The organism is Pseudomonas sp. ERMR1:02, assembly GCF_002277815.1.
Classification (GTDB): domain Bacteria; phylum Pseudomonadota; class Gammaproteobacteria; order Pseudomonadales; family Pseudomonadaceae; genus Aquipseudomonas.
The window spans coordinates 626,435-643,814 of the sequence record NZ_NKJI01000001.1 but is presented as its reverse complement, the minus strand read 5'-3'; the positions used below and the strand labels follow the sequence as shown (position 1 = coordinate 643,814).

Genomic DNA, 17,380 nt, shown 5'->3' with positions numbered 1-17,380 from the left:
CTTCGGTACCTGTTCCGGCCTCTTCGCGGGCAAGCCTCGCTCCTACGGGGTCTTGGGTCGTCCATTTATTTCGTGAACAACAAAACCCTGTAGGAGCGAGGCTTGCCCGCGAAGAACGATGACACGGTCCTACGCGTACCTCTCCTGAATCCCACCCGACCAGCGCCAATTGCGTACCCTCCTCGCCTCTGACACAATCGCGAACAATTCTCGTTAGTTAATATTTCCCAATCGGTGATGCTGCGTGTCGTCAGTCCCAAGCCCTCAAAGTGAGCTCGTCGGTGCGTTATATCGTGACCATCGCGGTTGGCTATTGGCCTGGCTTCGGCGCAATGTCGCTTGCCCGCAACGGGCCGAAGACCTGAGCCAGGACACCTTTGTACGTTTGCTGGGCCGTGAAGAACTGAAGGAACCCCGCGAACCGAGGGCGTTTCTGGTGGCGATTGCCAAAGGCCTGCTGTTCGACTATTTCCGTCGCGCCGCGCTGGAACAGGCCTACCTCACCGAACTGATGCTGATTCCCGAAGCCGAGCAACCGTCGGTGGAAGAGCAGCAAATGATCCTCGAAGACCTGAAAAACATTGATCGCCTGCTCGGCAAGTTGTCGAGCAAGGCTCGGGAAGCGTTTCTCTACAACCGTCTGGATGGCCTTGGCCACGCGCAAATCGCCGAACGCCTCGGTGTGTCTGTGCCGCGCGTGCGCCAGTACCTGGCCCAGGGCATCCGTCAGTGCTACATCGCGTTGTATGGGGAGCCGACATGAGGCCGGTCAGTTCCAAGCCGGTGTCGACGCAGGTACTTGATGCCGCCATCGCCTGGCAATTGTCCCTGGACTCCGGCAACCCGGTGGAGCGCGAAGAGTTCGCCAAATGGCACTGCGCCCATGAGGAACACGCCCGCGCCTGGCGCCAGTTGGGCATGCTCGACCAACGCTTCAGCGTCGCCAGCGGCCCGGCCCGCACCGCTCTGTTGCAGTCGCGCGAAGGCATTCGCCGGCGGATGCGCAAGCTCGGCAGCGGACTGGCCAGTGTCGTCGCCGTGATTGGTCTTGCATTGTTTGCCGGCGAGCACTACTTGCCGGTCGACTATTGGCTGGCCGACCAGCGCACCGCCACCGGCGAACAACGCACCATTCGCCTGACTGACGGCACGCTGATCAACCTCAATACCCACAGTGCCGTGGACGTGCGTTTCGAAGAGAAGCAGCGGCTGATCGTCCTGCAGGAAGGGGAAATTCTCGTCGAAACCGGTCATGGCGACGCCCGGCCGTTTATCGTCGAAACCCGCGAAGGCAGCATGCGCGCACTGGGTACGCGGTTCCTGGTCAAGCGCGAAGAACAGGGCACGCGCCTGAGTGTGCTGCAGTCCGCGGTGGCCGCCCATCCGCAATCCAGCCCTGACGAACAGATTCTGCGCGAAGGCCAGCAAGTGCTGATCCGCAACGGCGGCCTTGGGCCGATTCTGGCCGTTAACCTCGGTGCAGACGCCTGGACTCGCGGCATGCTGGTGGTGGACAACGCACGGCTGGAAGATCTGGTGAACGAACTCGGTCGCTATCGCCGTGGGCATCTGGGTGTTGCGCCGCAAGTAGCCGACCTCAGGATCACTGGCAGCTTCCCGCTGAAAGACACCGACCTGGCCCTGAGCGCCCTGCTGCCGACCCTACCGGTGCAGATCGAACATCACACGCAATGGTGGGTGACGGTGGCGGCGAAGACCGAGGCCAACCCCTGATCTCTGGTGCGCATGATGTGACGCCTTCGCGGGCAAGCCTGAACTGGTCAAGTAGTTCCGGACACCGGTTACGGTGTTTATGCCGCTTTTTGCTCCATAGCTATTGGCGACAGGTAGTTGTTGTAGCTGTGGAGCCTGGTGCGGTTGTAGTACATGAAGAAGCGCACCATGTCGGTTTGTGCTTCCTTGATCACGTCGTAGCCGCCACGAGGGACCCATTCTGACTTCAGTGTGCCGAAGAAACGCTCTGTTGGGGCATTGTCCCAGCACTGCCCACGATGACTCATGCTTTGTAAAATGCCGTGGCGTTTGAGCTCTTCTTGAAACTTGCGACTGGTGTACTGACAGCCCTGATCCGAATGGAACATCAACCCAGGCGTGCATTTTCGAAGCTCTGCCGCCATGCGTAGCGCCTTACTCACCAAGTTGGCGTCATTGACCAAAGAAAATGCCCAACCAATGACCCGGCGGGCAAACAAGTCGATCACGATGGCCAGATGAACCCAGCGCTTACCGACCATCAGGCTTGTAACATCGCCGCACCAAACTTGATTGACTGCAGTCGGCTTGAAATTGCGCTTGAGCAGATTGGGCGCGACAAATGATTCAAAGCCTTTGGATCTAAATGGATGAGGCTGGCGTTGTTTACTGACAATGTTGGCTTCCCTCATCAGTGTTCTAACAAGGCCTCTTCCGGCAGGAATGTTATTGGCCTGCAGATTCTTGCTGATCGTTCTGGAGCCCATGGCTTCCCGGCTTTCGCTGTGCAACTCAACCACTTTCCCTTTGAGCTCCTCGCGTTTGATCCTGGGCTTGGCGCGACGCTGAATCCACTCATAGAAGCTGCTGCGCTTCACATCAAAAACGCGACACAGGATGGCCGTCGGGAATGACTCTCTTAGCTCCGCGATCATCGAAAACGATCGGGATCCGACATCAAGAGAGCGGTAGCCTTTTTTAAAATCTCGGCCTCCATTTCCATACGCTTGATTTTGGCTTTCAACTCCTGAATCTGGCGTTGATCCTCGGTAATCGCTCTGGTGCCTTTGACGGGTTGTCCTTCTCGCTCCTTGAGTACCTGTTCAACCCACCGCCGCAAAGCGGTAGGTCCAATGCCCAGCGATGCGCAGACGTCGGGCACGGAGCAATCATCATCGATCACCATGCTGGCAGCCTGCAGCTTGAACTCGCGCGAATAGACCTTTCTTTCGTTCATGGAACCTCCAAATTGGCGAAATCATATCGCCCTTAAGAGGTGTCCGGAATTATTAGGCCAGTTCAGCCTCGCTCCTACAGGATGTCGTCGCTCCATCGACCGACGCAAAATCTGTAGGAGCGAGGCTTGCCCGCGAAGAGGCCCTCAACCTCCCCGCAATTGCTAATTCGAAATTATTTTCATCCCGCCCTATCACTTTTTGATTCTCGTCCGGCACGTAGGCAATTGAGAAGTATTCACTTTCAGGAGCCGCTGTATGTCCCGTTCGCTAGACACCTTGCGCCCCGGTTTGCTGGCGGTTGCCATTGCCCTTTGCACCCCTTTGGCCAGCAGCCAACTGATCGCAGCTGAACAAGCATCCAGCGTTCGCGCCTACAACCTGCCACCCGCGCCATTGGCCAGCACATTGAACCAGATCGCCAGCCAGGCCGGTCTGGCGCTGTCGTTTAATCCATCGCTGGCTGCTGGAAAGACTTCGGCACCGGTCAACGGCCAGTACGATGCGGCCGGCGCCCTGCGCGAAGCCTTGCGCGGCACCGGTCTGCAACTGGAGCAGAGTGGCACCGGCACTTACTCCCTGGTGGCCGTACCCGAGGGCGTGATGGCCCTGCCGGCGACCAGCGTGATCGGTGTGCAAGACACAGAAAGCGCATGGGGCCCGGTAGAAGGCTACGTGGCCAAGCGCACCGCCACCGGCACCAAGACCGATACCGCGCTGGTCGAAGTACCACGCTCGATCTCGGTGGCAACACGCGAGCAGATGGACGATCGCAGCGTGCACAACCTCGATGACGCCGTGCGCTACATGCCGGGCATCACCGCCAGCAGCTTCGGCAGCGACACCCGCGCCGATTGGTTGCGCGTACGCGGCTTCGAGCCGACCCAGTTCCTCGATGGCCTGCCACTGCCAAAAGGCGTGTACGCCAACCCGAAACAGGAAACCTGGAACCTCGACCGCCTCGCCCTGCTGCGTGGTCCGGCCTCGTCCGTGTACGGCCAGACCCGCCGGGCGGCCTGCTGGACATGGTCAGCCGCCGTCCCAGCGCTGAATCGAGCAATGAAATCCAGGTGCAGTACGGCAGCGACAATTATCGCCAGATCAATTTCGCCAGTACCGGCAAGATCGACGAGGAAGGTCAATTCCTCTATGGCCTGAGCGGCGTGGTACGCGACAGCGGCACGCAGATCGACCACATCGACAATAAGCGCTACAACATTGCGCCTAGCCTGACCTGGAACATCGACGAAGACACCAAATTCACTCTGCTCACGCAATTCACCCGTGACGATACTGGCATCACCAGCCAGTTCCTGCCGATCCAGGGCACCCGTATCCATTCACCACTGGGTGAAATTTCCCATCACAAAAACCTGGGCGACCCGGATTGGGAATTCTACGACCGCACTTACTACGCACTGGGTTACGCCTTCGAACATCGTTTGAACGATGTCTGGCAGTTCCGGCAGAACCTGCGTTACACCAAAACCGATCTGTCCTTCCAGGTCCTCACTCCCGGCGCCTATCCGTTCACCCAGGTCGACGCCAATGGCAACGTTGGTCGCACGAGCACCAGTGTCGACGAGGACATTAGCCAGTTCGCCGTGGATAACAACTTCCAGGGCGACTTCGCCACCGGAGACATCGGTCACACCCTGTTGATCGGCCTCGATCACCAGCGCAACAACACCAACTACACGTCGATTTTCGGTGATGGCCTGAGCACCAACGTGCTCAATCCGATCTACGGACAGCCGATCGTTCGTCCACCGCGTTCGTCTGCATTCTATGACTACAACCAGAAGACCCATCAGACCGGTCTGTATGTCCAGGACCAGATGGCCCTCGACCAATGGCGCCTGACCCTGGGTGGTCGTGAAGACTGGGTGCACACCGGCACCAAGTTCTTCAACCACGGCGATGCCACCAATACTGAGCGCGACAAGAACTTCAGCGGCAACGCGGCGATCAGCTACGTGTTCGACAACGGTGTCGTGCCTTACCTGTCCTACGCCGAGTCGTTCCAGCCGACCAGCAATGCCACGGCCACGCCGACCGACTCGTTCAAGCCGACCGAAGGCGAGCAGTGGGAACTGGGTATCAAATATCAGCCGCCTGGCAGCAACACGTTGCTGACCGCGGCAGTGTATGACCTGACCCAGAAAAACGTCTCCGTCACCACCACCAACTCCGACAGCGTCACGATCACCAGCCAGACCGGTGAAGTGAAAGTCAAAGGCCTGGAGCTGGAAGCGGTGTCCGACGTGACCGATAACCTCAAGGTCATCGCCGCTTACACCTTGGCCAAATCCGAAGTGCAAAAAGGCGATTTCAAAGGCAATCGCCTGCAACTGATGCCCAACCAACAGGCTTCGCTGTGGGCCGATTACACCTGGCACAACGGCGTGCTGGACGGTTTCGGCCTCGGCGCCGGCGCTCGCTATACCGGCAACACCTATGGCGACCAGGCCAATACCGAGTTGGGCAAGGCTAACGCCTACACCGTGTTCGACGCGGCGGTCCATTACGACCTCGGTCGTCTCGACAACAGCCTGAAAGGCGCCTCGCTGGCGCTGAACGCGACCAACCTGTTCGACAAGGACTACATCTCCACCTGCGACGGTTTTTACTGCTACTACGGCGACCAACGCAGTGTCGTCGCCAGTGCCACCTACAAGTGGTAACGGCTTGATCTGATACGCCCAATACCCAGGCCGTCCTTTGTGGACGGCTTTGGTATTTCTGAAGGCTAAGAAATGAAAAGTAAAACAATTCGCCGCTGGTCCTTCGTCCACACCTGGACCAGCCTGATCTGCACGGTCTTCCTGTTGCTACTGGCACTGACCGGCCTGCCGTTGATCTTCCACCACGAAATCGACCATCTGCTGGGCGATGCAGCCGAATTGAAGCAAATGCCGGCGGACACCCCGCAGCTGAATTTGCAGCAGCTGGTGCAGGCCGCTGAAAAGCATCGCCCCGGTGAGGTCATGCAGTACTTCGGCTTCGACGAAGACGAGCCCAACGGCGCAATCGCGATCATGGCGCCCACTGCCGGCACCGAACCGAATTCGTCCCACACGTTCATGCTCGACGCCCGCACCGGCGAAGCGCTGGAGATGCCGTCAGCCAATGGCGGCTTCATGATGGTCATGCTGCGTCTGCACGTGGACATGTTCGCCGGGCTGCCGGGCAAGTTGTTGCTGGCGTTCATGGGATTGCTGTTCGTCGTCGCTATTGTCTCCGGCACCGTGTTGTACCTGCCGTTCATGCGTCGCCTGAAATTCGCCACCGTGCGCCAGGACAAATCCACCCGCCTGCGCTGGCTCGACCTGCATAACCTGATCGGCGTCGTGACGTTGACCTGGGCCCTGGTGGTCGGTGTGACCGGTGTCATCAGCGCCTGCGCCGACTTGCTGATCGCCGCTTGGCGCAACGACAGCCTGAGCGCAATGGTCGCGCCATACCGTGACGCGCCGCCGCTGACGCAACTGGCACCGGCCAGCCGCTTACTCGACATCGCCGAGGAAGTCGCACCGGGCATGCAGCCGGACTTTATCGCCTTCCCCGGCACCCGTTTTTCCAGTGAGCACCACTACGCGGTATTCATGAAAGGCAGCACGCACCTGACGTCGCACCTGCTGACGCCAGTGTTGATCGATGCCCGCACGCTGCAAGTCACCGCCGTGGCCGAGCGACCGTGGTACATGGACGCCATGGGCATGTCGCAGCCGCTGCACTTCGGTGATTACGGCGGCATGCCGATGAAAATCCTCTGGGCGACACTGGATGTGCTGACCATCATCGTGCTCGGCAGCGGGGTTTACCTGTGGGTGGTGCGGCGCAAGGCTGCCATACCCATGCGGGAAAAAGCGGAGAGCGTGGCATGAAGCCCCGGCAGTCGAACTTCTGGAATGTTTTCGCCACCCCACAGTCATCGCCCTGTTCAGCGCAGCAGGACTGTTCGCCGCGCTACTCGGCGATGGCATATGGGACGCCCTGAGCTGGCTCGGATTGGGCATCCCGGCCATCCTCGCTTTGCGCGGCCTCCTCCAACGCCACTGAACACTCATCCCCTGTAGGAGCGAGCTTGCTCGCGATGAACCTGAGAGCACCGTGGGGTGTCAGGTTTACAGCGTCATCGTTGACGACCATCGCGAGCAAGCTCGCTCCTACAGAAGGTCTGCTTTTTTTGGGATATTGAGCAATCCCTCCAACGCGCTATGCTGCCCGACACTGCCACCGACCGAGACGTTGCCATGTCCGCCCCGAGCATGACCCTGTACCACAACCCGCTCTCACCCTTCGTTCGCAAAGTCATGGTGCTGCTGCACGAAACCGGTCAACAGAACCGCGTGGCCCTGCAGAACTGCGTACTCACGCCGGTCGACCCGGACAAAACGCTGATCGACGACAACCCCCTGAGCAAGATCCCGGCCCTGCGCCTGGCCGACGGCAACGTCATCCACGACAGCCGCGTAATCCTCGACTACCTCGACCATCAGCACGTCGGCAACCCGCTGATCCCCCGCGAAGGCTCCGCCCGCTGGCGGCGCCTGACTCTGGCCTCCCTGGCCGACGGGATCATGGACGCCGCCGTACTGGTGCGCTACGAAGTCGCCCTGCGCGCCCCGGAAAAACACTGGGACACGTGGCTCGACGGCCAACGCGACAAAATCAGCCGTGCCCTGGCGCTCCTGGAAAAAGACGCGATTGCCGAACTGACCAGCCATTTTGATGTGGCAGCGATCAGCGTGGCGTGTGCGTTGGGGTATCTGGATTTGCGTCATCCGGATCTGGAGTGGCGCGAGGCAAATCCGCACTTGGCGGCGTGGTATTTCGAGGTGAGCCAGCGACCTTCGATGTTGGCGACGATGCCGAAGGTTTGAGTTTGGCAAGGGCAAAAGACTAGCAGTTCTGATAGTAGGCAAAGGCTGAAAAAACTCCGACACTGAGACCTGCTCCTTTTGGATCTGGGTTCGGAGATCAGCCAATGCCTACGCACTCTCGCAAAACAATCTTGTTAGCAACTGATCGGCAGAACTCGGTGTTGAATGCTGTCGACGCGGCCCAGAATAATGCCATTGCCTATACCCCCTACGGTGATAGCCCAATGGGCGATGACCCGCGAAGTCAGCTTCGATTTAACGGTGAATGTCAGGAGTTGATAACAGGTTATTATCCGCTGGGTAATGGTTATCGTATGTATAGTCCGAGATTGGGGCGATTTTTAATTCCGGATAGTTTGAGTCCGTTTGGAGCGGGCTGGTTAAATGCCTATGCGTATTGCGAATGCGATCCGATTAATCGGGTTGATCCGACTGGACATGCTTGGGGCTTCCTGAAAGAAATAGGTCGAGGTCTAGGATTAAGAACATCAAACAAGGCTAAATTTGCCAACACTTTTAACGCTGATTACGGACAATTAAGCTCATCCAGACTATTTGCAAATGACGCTCTTAAAAAAGCAGCAAAACTTGGAGAGCCACGGCAAATTGATTCACTTATATATAATAAAAAAATGAACACACTGCAGCACCACCGGAATGTCAAAAACGATAAATTTTCATTCACCTCCATCACAAATATCAGCTCCGAGGCTAAGCAGTTATCACCAGAAATATTAACTTCCATCACACCAATTGAAAATCTACAACGTACCTCCCGCTCGACTTATGAATACGTAAATAGAATACAGCACCAGCTCGACTTAGGCAGCCCAATCGGCATGCATGCGATCAATCGAACGTCCCATCCAACAATTCTAAAAAATCAACAAAAAGCCATTCGCAAAAGTGAAATAAGTATGGCGAAATATCGAAACGCGGAAAAAATGCCATCGGATCCCAACCGTTTTTTATATAGATCTGGTGGAATGTAATCGACCAAACTCTTCAGCCCGTACGACTGGACGTATGGGCCGAAGACTTGAAGGTTTAGTTTCAATGCACTGAAACAGTGCAGCAACCTGCCTGGCTAATTTGTAGCCTGTCGGCTGATCCTCCCACAACCCCACCCACCGGCTCATTCCACCGCTCCAATATCAAACCCAACCGGCTTCGCACTGTTCTGCCCAACCCCATACCAATCCAGCTTGCGCGTCAGCACCATAAACACACCCAACAACCCAAACAGCAACAACGACCCCATCAACAGCGCGTAATCCTCGGCACTCAATAACCCATAAAGCAGCCCGTACAACGCCGCCAACCCCGCAGAAAAACTCAACCCATGACGCACGCTGCGCAGCACATGGCAGACATAGAACCCAATCAACAACACGCAACCGCTGGCCGACAGCAGATACGCCAGGGCAAAGCCGATGTGTTCGGACAACGACAGCAACAACAGGTAGAAGAACGCCAGCGCCACACCCACCAACGCGTATTGCACCGGATGCACCGCGAGGCTTTTCAGCACCTCGAAGAGGAAGAAGCCAGCGAAAGTCAGGACAATGAACAGCAGCGCATATTTGATCGCCCGGTCGCTTTTCAAATACTGGTCCACAGGATCGATGAAGCTCACGCCGAAGCTGCGGCCAGAAAACCCCTCGCAGCTGCTACGGGATACGCAACTGCTCAAAGCTTCTTGCAGGTTGGTGGAGAAAAACGAGGTCTGCCAATTGGCGGTGAAACCCTGATCGGTGATTTCACGCTGGGCTGGCAGGTAGTTGCCGATGAAGCTGGGATGCGGCCAATTGGCGGTCATCGAGACTTTGCTGGTCTTGCCCACCGGCAGGATTTGCAACTGGCCAGTGCCTTGCAGCTTCAGGTCAAAGCCGAAGGCCAGTTCTGTATTTTGCTTCGCGTCCAACGCCGGCAGCGTCACGTGGACGCCCTCGCCCAGCCAGCCGACCTGGCTACCGGGAATGAAGTCCAGGTTCTGACCATTGAGTTCGAGTTTCAACGCATTCTCGATGCCGCGAATGTCGCTGATGCCGACGGCGAGGAAAGGTTGATCGAATTGGTAATCGGCGAAGTCTTCCTTGATACCCAGTTGTGCCGGCAGTGAAAAATGACCGCTGATGCGGTTGTCGGCATGGAACAGCCTCGCCTGATAAATGCCCCGTGAACGCAGTTCGGTCTGGACATTGCCGTCGAGCTCGAAGCGCTCCGGCAGGAAGTACAAACGACCGCGCTCTTCGCGGATCTCCTGAAAGCGCTCGTTGGTTTTTTCGTGAGTTTTCCAGGTGCGCACCACTTTGCGATACGGCACCACGATCAACGGCCCGCTCAGTTGCTGGCTGTAACTGGAGCTGCGGGCGATGTCTTCGAGCACACCGTCGCGCATTTGCTGGCGGTCCTGGATCACGCCGTTGATCATCAACAGCGGGATCAGCAATAACAGAATCAGCAGGGCAATAGCCCCGAGTTTTAGGGTCAGGCTGCGGTTCATGGGACTCTCCCTGTTTGGATGGGGAAAGTCTGGGATGGATGTGTGTGGGCTTTATGTGGGGAGTATGGAGATTATGTGGAGACTGCGCCGGCCTCTTCGCGAGCAAGCCCGCTCCCACATTTGGTCGAGTTCCCTCAGAAAAACGCGGTCAAATGTGGGAGCGGGCTTGCTCGCGAATGGCCGCGACTCGGTCCTAAGCCAGACGCAACCTGACTTCAACCCCGCCCTCAACATTACCGACGCTCATCTGCCCACCATGCAACTTGACCACTTCCTCGACAAAGTTAAGCCCGAGCCCAGTGCTTTTGCGCCCACTGTCCGGACGTGGCAGCGAATAGAAACGTTCGCTCAATCGCGGCAGTGCGTAGTCGGGAATCGCCTCGGCCTGATTGAACAGTGTGAACTCGACCTGCTCGCCCATCCGTTCCGCGGTGAATCGCAACACACCCTGAGCCGGAGTGAAATCCAGCGCATTCTCCAACAGATTCCCCAGCGCCTGCCGCAATAGAAATGGCTCACCCATCAGCGTCAGATCCGCCGCCATGCTTTGTTCAACACGCAACTGTTTGCCTTCGATTCGCGCAGCCTGAGCGATCAACAGTTCATCCACCAATGCCGCCAGCGGCACGCTCACCCGCTCTTCCAGCCCTTGGCGCTGTTCAACCTGAGCCAGGTTCAACAACCGTTCGATCAACTGCTGCATCCGCGCACTTTCGTTGTCGATGTTGCTGACAAAACGCTGCCGCTGAGCCAACGGCATCTCGCCTTCCAGTAACTCCGTCGCACCGCGAATCGCCGCCAGCGGGCTCTTCAATTCATGAGTCAAGGTGTGCACGTAACGCTCGACGTACGCCTTGCCTTCAAGCTGCGTGCGCATCTGTTCCACTGCCGTCGCCAGTTGGTCCAGTTCGCCGCCGCGATAATGCGGCACCTTGACCCGCCGCCCCTCGCTCACTGCCTGGGCGTAAGCGGTCAAACGCCGTAACGCATGGCTCAGCCACCATGACAACAGCGCGCCGAACAGCAGGCCAAGACCGATCAGCCCTGCGCCGTAAGCCAACAGTCGCCGCTCCGTGCGATCAACATAAGGCTGCAACGAGCTATTGGGTTTGGCCACGGTGACCACGCCGATGATCTGCCCGTTATCGCGAATGGGCGCGCCAACATGCATCACCGATGAGTTGGCATCGTCAGGATCGCTACGGCTGGAGCGGGCGCCGTATTGGCCACGCAGGGTCAGGTAAACGTCATTCCAGCGTGAGTAATCCTGGCCAACCGCCACGCCGCTGGAATCGAGCACCACGATGCCCTTGGCGTCGGTGACGTAGATGCGGTGGTTGACCTGATTCTTCGGCAGGCCCCAGATGTTCGCCGCCGGTTGCCGTTCGCCGTAGTCCTTGAGCAGTTCCGGCCAGCGGTTCTGGTTGAGGGTGCCGGCCTTGAAGTCATCGCGCAGGATTTCGGCCATCAGGTTGGCGGTGTCGACCAGGGTTTCTTCGGTGGACTGGCGCACGCCGGGGCGGATTTCCTCCATTACGGTATTGAGCACGAAGTAACCGGTCAGGCCGATGAACAGCACATAGACCAGGAAAATCCGTATCCCCATTGGCATCAGCTGCGCCCCGGACTATAGCTATAGCCGAGGCCGCGATGGGTCTGAATCGGCTCGGCATCGCCCTTCACCTGCCGCAGTTTGGCGCGCACGCTTTTGATGTGGCTATCGATGCTGCGCTCGTAAGCGGCATCGGCGGCGACGCCCAGCGCATCGAGCAACTGCTCGCGGCTGAACACGCGTTCGGGTTGTTCGAGCAGGCATTGCAACAGGCGGAACTCATGGCGGGTGAGGGTCAGTAATTCACCTCGATAGCTGATCTGCACCCGCTCGCTGTCGATGCGAAACAGCGCCGACGACGGCTCGGCCACCGCGCGCGGCGCCATGCGCTTGAGAATCGCCCGGACTCGCGCTGCCACTTCCCGTGGGCTGAAAGGCTTGACCACGTAATCGTCTGCGCCGATTTCCAGGCCCACGACCCGATCTATTTCTCCGTCGCGAGCGCTGAGGAACATCACCGGCACTTCACTGAATCGGCGCAATTGCTTACAGGTTTCGAAACCGCTGATGTCCGGCAGCCCGATGTCGAGGATGATCAGATCGGCGGGCGTCTGGCGCTGATGATCGAGCGCCGCAGCGCCTAGGCTCAGCCATGTGGTGGTGAACCCTTCACCCTGCAAGGCAAAAATCAGGGTGTCGGCAATCGCTGCTTCGTCTTCGACAATCAGGATATGTGGCATGGCATCCGAGCCCGGCAGTTGAATGGGCGAACGGTGAACCAAGGGGGATTCGGCGTCAATCGGCAAGGGTAAATCAGCGGCGTGGTCTGTAGTACCTAGCAGTTCTGATAGTAGGCAATGGCTGAAAAAAGTCCGATGCTGGCATTACTTTGTTCGGAAGCCAGCACAGGGATTGACCAATGCCTACGCACTCACGCAAAACAATTCTGCTGGCGACCGATCAAAAGTCTTCGGTGTTGAGCGCCCTTGATGCGAATCGGTCTGATGATGTCGCCTACGCACCTTATGGACATCGCAACCTTGGGAACGGCTTGCTTAGCTTGCTCGGATTCAACGGCGAACTGCTGGATCTGATGACCGGGCATTATCATTTGGGGAAGGGGTATCGGCAGTTCAATCCGGTGTTGATGCGGTTTAACAGCCCGGACAGCTTAAGTCCGTTTGGAAAGGGGGGACGGAATGCGTATGCGTATTGCGGGGGTGATCCAGTAAATCAAACGGACCCTTCCGGCCACTTTATAGTCGGGAGCCTAATTTCAAAAATGATTAAAAATGCTAAATCACATCACTCAGGACCAAAGTCGATAACAACATCAACCCTGTCTGCCATTCAAGACACCGCCGATAAATTAGGCGGCGAAAAAATGATTAGTCAGTTGGCAAAGAAAGAAAAAGTTAAGCCAAAAACTTTTTTGTTGGAAGAGACCATTAAAAGACAACAACTAAAAACTAATGAAATTTTTAGCCAGGCACCCTCTAAACGAAGTATAGATGACATGAATACGATAATTACTCATTTAAATGAAAGCAACGACATCTATTCTGACATTCTAGTAGGGACAAGAGAGGGGAAATTTAGGCCAAAGAATATAAAGGAAATACATAGAACAAATGAGACAACTCTAGGTGCGCTGAATTGGGACCTGCATCAGAAACAAAAAACCATGCGTCAAAATCAATAGGCGCTTCGGAGTCAGGCTACCAACTAAACCTGACTTGATCTTATGTCCTTAAATGTAACCTGAAATCCCAAAGCCAGAAGTTTCAGCGAGATCAACAATCCGGCTTATCCGCCGTAAACCGCCGAGCCGGATTCACCGCCGCCCCAAACTCACGCAACGCCTTCGCCCCTATCAACAACGGATAATTAAAGCTGCTACGGTCAGTCAGGTTCACCTCGACCGTGCGCTTGACATTACCCAGGCACAACTCCAAATCCACCACCGGCCGCTTGGTAGGCGCAGCCGCTTCGCTGTCATCCTCTTCTTCCTCAGAGCGAGTCTTGATCTTGCTGATCCGCGCAACCTTGTGTTCGTAAACCTTGTTGCTCGCATCCTTGGTAGCCAGACGGAAACGCACCCAGTTCTCGCCGTCGCGAGTGAAGGTTTCGATGTCTTTGGCCGATAGCGACGCGGTCAACGCGCCGGTGTCCATCTTGGCCTTGAGCACTTCGCCGCCGATTTCCGGCAGGGCGATGTATTCGTAGCGTCCGTAAAGGGTCGGTTCAGCGGCCAAAACCGGCAAGGCTATGAGGGACAGCAGTGCGAGGAGGGATTTCACTTGATCGTTGTCCTTGAGAGATGGGCAGCGGAATTTTAGACAGTCAGCCAGCTATTCGTTCGTTCGTCAGATCGCTTCGCGGGCAAGCCTCGCTCCTACAGGTTTAGCGTCGTGCCGCAGGTAGTGGGAACACACCCAATCCTGTAGGAGCGAGGCTTGCCCGCGAAGAGGCCAGTGCAATCACAACAGCCATTTGAACTGATCAATTTCAATCCAGCATATCCATGCCCACGTGAAACATTCGTCACCCCAATTTGGCCTGCCGCCCGAAGCTATTTATCACGGCGAGCCCAACCGTTTTTGCAGCCATGGGCGGCAGCTCGATGCCCTTTTGTCCGCCGAAAGCCGCTGATCAAATGGTTTTCTATTAAGTGCCTATCCCGGCGCCCCAGATCCCGCCCAGGCTTTGCAGCAGCGAACCGCCGACGCCCTGCTGACCGAGGTATTGCAGGATCACCGGAGCAAACAGGCCGATCATGCCGCTTTCCATGCCCAGTGCGCTGAAGGCGCTGTTCAGGTCATTGGTGTCCTTGACGTTGCCCAAGGCGTTATCCAGCCCTGCGGCCTTGCCGTTTGAGCCGAGCAAACCGGCGAGCGCGCCCAGTTCACCGCCCCCCGAGAGAATGTCGATACCCGGCACGCTTTTGGCCAGTTCCGAGTAATCGGTCGAGCTCAACTGATTCTTCGCCAGGCCGAGCATCGCCCCGGCGCCGCCGACGGCTTGTTGTGGCGTCACGTTCAACTGGCTCAGAGCGCCCAGCAGGTCTGCTGTCTCTGAAGTCGGCGCAGCTTGCGTGGCTGCGTTGCCGCCGTTCATCCCGGAAATGGCATTGGCCGCATCGCTCAGGCTGAACTGAGCAAAGACCGGGCTGGCGACCAGGGTCAGGAGCGATGCCAGTGCAAAACCGCGTGAAATCTTCATCCAGACATCCTCAATGAAAACCGCCCGGAAATGGGCGGCGAAAAACTGTCCGTTGGACTGGCATGCCCCGACATTGTTCCCCCCACCCATCCGCTCTCCTGTAGGAGCGAGCACGCTCGCGATGGACTCAAGGGCACCGCGGTAAATCAGGTCGCCCGCGTATTCGTTAACCTCCATCGCGAGCATGCTCGCTCCTACAGAAATCGAGAAAATTTCCCGTCGCTGCATCCAGTCTGCCCCCACGCACGTATATCAATCACGGACAGACATTCCTGGCCGACCCTCCCCAAAAGGATCATCACCATGAAACGCACTTCGATCAAAACCCCGTTGATTGCCAGCCTGCTGACCCTGGCCCTTGGCGGCGCGTTCGCCCTGAACACGGCGCAAGCGGCAACCATGAGCCATGACAGTGTGACGGTCGGCGGCCAAAGCATGCTGCCGAGCAAAGACATCGTCGATAACGCGGTCAACTCCGCCGACCACACCACGCTGGTAGCCGCCGTGAAAGCGGCCGGTCTGGTCGATACCCTCAAAGGCAAAGGCCCATTCACGGTATTCGCACCGGTCAATTCGGCATTCGCCGCCCTCCCCGCCGGCACCGTCGATACGCTGCTCAAACCGGAAAACAAGGCAACCCTGACCAAAATCCTCACCTACCACGTCGTCGCCGGCAAACTCGACATGGCGACCCTAGCCGAGAAGATCAAGGCCGGTGGTGGCAAAACCGAACTCACCACCGTCGCCGGCGGCAAGCTGTGGGCAATGATGAACGGTCCGCACAACATCACCATCAAGGATGAAAAAGGTGATGTCGCCGACATCACTACCTATGACGTGTACCAGTCCAACGGCGTGATACAGGTCATCGACAAAGTGCTGATGCCGAAAAGCTGAGCCGTGCCGCCGACCCCGTGCATCGGGGTCGGCGGGTTTGCCGAGGTGTCCGCCCGTGAATGGAACAACTGCGCGCCGTGAACTAACCTCTGCCTGCAACCGGCCCCTCACGCAACCTGCTTCGATTGCCTGGAGAACCGTTATCCCATCGCCGACGCCGATCTTCTCAGGCAGCTCCTAGCCAAATGTTCACTGGGTGACCGCCGCGCTTTCGAGACGCTTTACCGCAGTGTCGGCCCGCGTTTGCATGGCGTTGCCCTGCGCTTCATGGGACGCACTGACCTGGCGGAAGAAGTGCTGCAGGAAAGCTTCGTGCGCATCTGGAACAACGCCTCGCGCTATGAAGCGCACCTGTCGGCCCCCTTGACTTGGATGATCAACATCACCCGCAATCAAGCCATCGACCAGTTGCGCAAGCATCGCGACCGGCCACTGGGTGATCTCGAAGAACAGGCGCTGGTGGACGAAAGCCCGTCGGCCGACGAACAACTGAACAGTGCCCGCGAGGCCAGCGCTTTAAACCGCTGCCTGGACAGCCTCGAAGGCATGCAGCGCCAATCGATCACCGTCGCGTACTTTCAGGGGTTATCGTGCGCCGAACTGGCCGAACACCTGGCGGCGCCGCTGGGCTCGGTGAAGTCCTGGATCCGTCGCGGCATGGAACGCCTGCGCAGGTGCCTTGAATCATGAACTATCAAACTCAGACCCTGCGCCGCGCCCTCGCCGCCGACTACGCCATCGGCCTGATGCCCCCGGTCGCGCGTCGGCGTTTCGAACAGCTATTGCTGGAGGATGCGGCGCTGCGTGTGGAACTGGCTCAATGGCAAGAAAACCTCGCGAGCCTGACCGCTGCGCTTCCCGAGCAACCTGTGCCGGATCGGGTCTGGCAAGGCATTACGGCGCGAATCGAACCGCAAGAACTGCATGTCCCGCAAAAGCGCCCATTCTGGAACTGGCTACGAGTGACCGTGGCGGTTTGTTCACTGCTAATCGCCGTCACCCTGGGCGTGATCTACAACCGCGACGACGCCCGTTACAGCGCCACCCTCGTCAGCGCCGACGCGCAGCCTGCGCTGAAGGTCCGGGCTCATGAGAACTACCTGCAAGTCGAACCGTTGACGCTGGCGGCGATAGATCCGCAGCGTAGCCTGGAGCTATGGGCGATTCCGGCGGACGGCAAACCGGTTTCCCTCGGCGTGATTCCAGCGGGTGGCAAAGGCAAAGTTGAGCTGAACGACACGCAGAAAGCGTTGATCGGCAAACCGGTTTCACTGGCGGTCAGCCTTGAGCCAAAGGGTGGCTCGCCAACTGGGCAACCGACGGGGCCGGTTCTCTATCAAGGAGCATTGGCGGCGTTGTGACACTATCC

At 57.8% G+C, this 17,380-nt stretch carries 15 protein-coding genes and 2 pseudogenes; 10 read left to right on the top strand and 7 right to left on the bottom strand.

Annotated elements, in window-relative coordinates; translation table 11 throughout:
• The first annotated feature begins 244 nt into the window (after window positions 1–244).
• Together CES87_RS03110 and CES87_RS03105 are read left to right on the top strand one after the other, a co-directional pair.
• Entirely contained in the window at window positions 245–763 is a 519-nt protein-coding gene (locus CES87_RS03110; RefSeq protein WP_128604915.1) for an RNA polymerase sigma factor, read from the top strand.
• Window positions 760–1,734 (top strand): FecR domain-containing protein, encoded by a 975-nt coding sequence (locus CES87_RS03105; protein ID WP_128604914.1) that lies wholly within the window; start codon window positions 760–762, stop codon window positions 1,732–1,734. Before CES87_RS03110 ends, CES87_RS03105 begins: the two co-directional genes overlap by 4 nt.
• A 77-nt stretch (window positions 1,735–1,811) precedes the next feature.
• Here CES87_RS03105 and CES87_RS03100 read toward each other — a convergent pair whose 3' ends face one another.
• Window positions 1,812–2,648, bottom strand: coding sequence for an IS3 family transposase (locus CES87_RS03100; protein WP_256590812.1), 837 nt, complete (start codon window positions 2,646–2,648; stop codon window positions 1,812–1,814).
• Window positions 2,645–2,950, bottom strand: coding sequence for a transposase (locus tag CES87_RS32815; protein ID WP_256590811.1), 306 nt, complete (start codon window positions 2,948–2,950; stop codon window positions 2,645–2,647). Before CES87_RS32815 ends, CES87_RS03100 begins: the two co-directional genes overlap by 4 nt.
• 256 nt (window positions 2,951–3,206) lie before the next feature.
• Here CES87_RS32815 and CES87_RS03095 point away from each other — a divergent pair.
• The 4 genes and pseudogenes from CES87_RS03095 to CES87_RS03075 all read left to right on the top strand — a co-directional run bounded on the left by CES87_RS03095 (window position 3,207) and on the right by CES87_RS03075 (window position 8,826).
• Window positions 3,207–5,632: pseudogene (locus CES87_RS03095) on the top strand (TonB-dependent siderophore receptor).
• 72 nt (window positions 5,633–5,704) lie between these two features.
• Window positions 5,705–6,835, top strand: coding sequence for a PepSY domain-containing protein (locus CES87_RS03090; protein WP_128604913.1), 1,131 nt, complete (start codon window positions 5,705–5,707; stop codon window positions 6,833–6,835).
• Between the two features lie 369 nt (window positions 6,836–7,204).
• Window positions 7,205–7,834: a glutathione S-transferase gene (locus CES87_RS03080; RefSeq protein ID WP_128604911.1), complete on the top strand. Its 630-nt coding sequence runs from the start codon at window positions 7,205–7,207 to the stop codon at window positions 7,832–7,834.
• Between the two features lie 104 nt (window positions 7,835–7,938).
• On the top strand, window positions 7,939–8,826 hold the full coding sequence (locus tag CES87_RS03075; protein WP_128604910.1) for an RHS repeat-associated core domain-containing protein: 888 nt from the start codon (window positions 7,939–7,941) through the stop codon (window positions 8,824–8,826).
• Between the two features lie 143 nt (window positions 8,827–8,969).
• Here the strand turns inward: CES87_RS03075 and creD are convergent, their stop codons facing one another.
• From creD to creB, 3 genes are all read right to left on the bottom strand, one after another.
• Entirely contained in the window at window positions 8,970–10,340 is a 1,371-nt protein-coding gene (gene creD / locus CES87_RS03070; protein WP_128604909.1) for a cell envelope integrity protein CreD, read from the bottom strand.
• Between the two features lie 193 nt (window positions 10,341–10,533).
• Window positions 10,534–11,952 (bottom strand): two-component system sensor histidine kinase CreC, encoded by a 1,419-nt coding sequence (creC, locus tag CES87_RS03065; protein WP_128604908.1) that lies wholly within the window; start codon window positions 11,950–11,952, stop codon window positions 10,534–10,536.
• Entirely contained in the window at window positions 11,952–12,632 is a 681-nt protein-coding gene (gene creB / locus CES87_RS03060) for a two-component system response regulator CreB (protein WP_128604907.1), read from the bottom strand. The genes creC and creB overlap by 1 nt, the downstream gene beginning before the upstream one ends.
• A 179-nt stretch (window positions 12,633–12,811) precedes the next feature.
• Between creB and CES87_RS34120 the strand changes: the two genes are divergently transcribed.
• Window positions 12,812–13,594, top strand: coding sequence for an RHS repeat-associated core domain-containing protein (locus tag CES87_RS34120; protein WP_128604906.1), 783 nt, complete (start codon window positions 12,812–12,814; stop codon window positions 13,592–13,594).
• 91 nt (window positions 13,595–13,685) lie between these two features.
• Here CES87_RS34120 and CES87_RS03050 read toward each other — a convergent pair whose 3' ends face one another.
• Both CES87_RS03050 and CES87_RS03045 read right to left on the bottom strand, forming a co-directional pair.
• The gene (locus tag CES87_RS03050; protein ID WP_128604905.1) at window positions 13,686–14,192 is read right to left on the bottom strand and encodes an ATP-dependent zinc protease; all 507 of its coding nucleotides are present in this window, start codon (window positions 14,190–14,192) and stop codon (window positions 13,686–13,688) included.
• Window positions 14,193–14,559: 367 nt separating this feature from the next.
• Entirely contained in the window at window positions 14,560–15,114 is a 555-nt protein-coding gene (locus tag CES87_RS03045) for a DUF2780 domain-containing protein (protein ID WP_128604904.1), read from the bottom strand.
• Window positions 15,115–15,417: 303 nt separating this feature from the next.
• Here CES87_RS03045 and CES87_RS03040 point away from each other — a divergent pair, with 303 nt between their 5' ends.
• From CES87_RS03040 to CES87_RS03030, 3 genes and pseudogenes are all read left to right on the top strand, one after another.
• Window positions 15,418–16,011, top strand: coding sequence for a fasciclin domain-containing protein (locus CES87_RS03040; protein ID WP_128604903.1), 594 nt, complete (start codon window positions 15,418–15,420; stop codon window positions 16,009–16,011).
• A gap of 55 nt (window positions 16,012–16,066) precedes the next feature.
• Window positions 16,067–16,701, top strand: a pseudogene (locus CES87_RS03035) (sigma-70 family RNA polymerase sigma factor).
• Window positions 16,698–17,372: an anti-sigma factor domain-containing protein gene (locus CES87_RS03030; RefSeq protein ID WP_128604901.1), complete on the top strand. Its 675-nt coding sequence runs from the start codon at window positions 16,698–16,700 to the stop codon at window positions 17,370–17,372. The pseudogene CES87_RS03035 and the gene CES87_RS03030 overlap by 4 nt, the downstream one beginning before the upstream one ends.
• The last annotated feature ends 8 nt before the right edge of the window (window positions 17,373–17,380 follow it).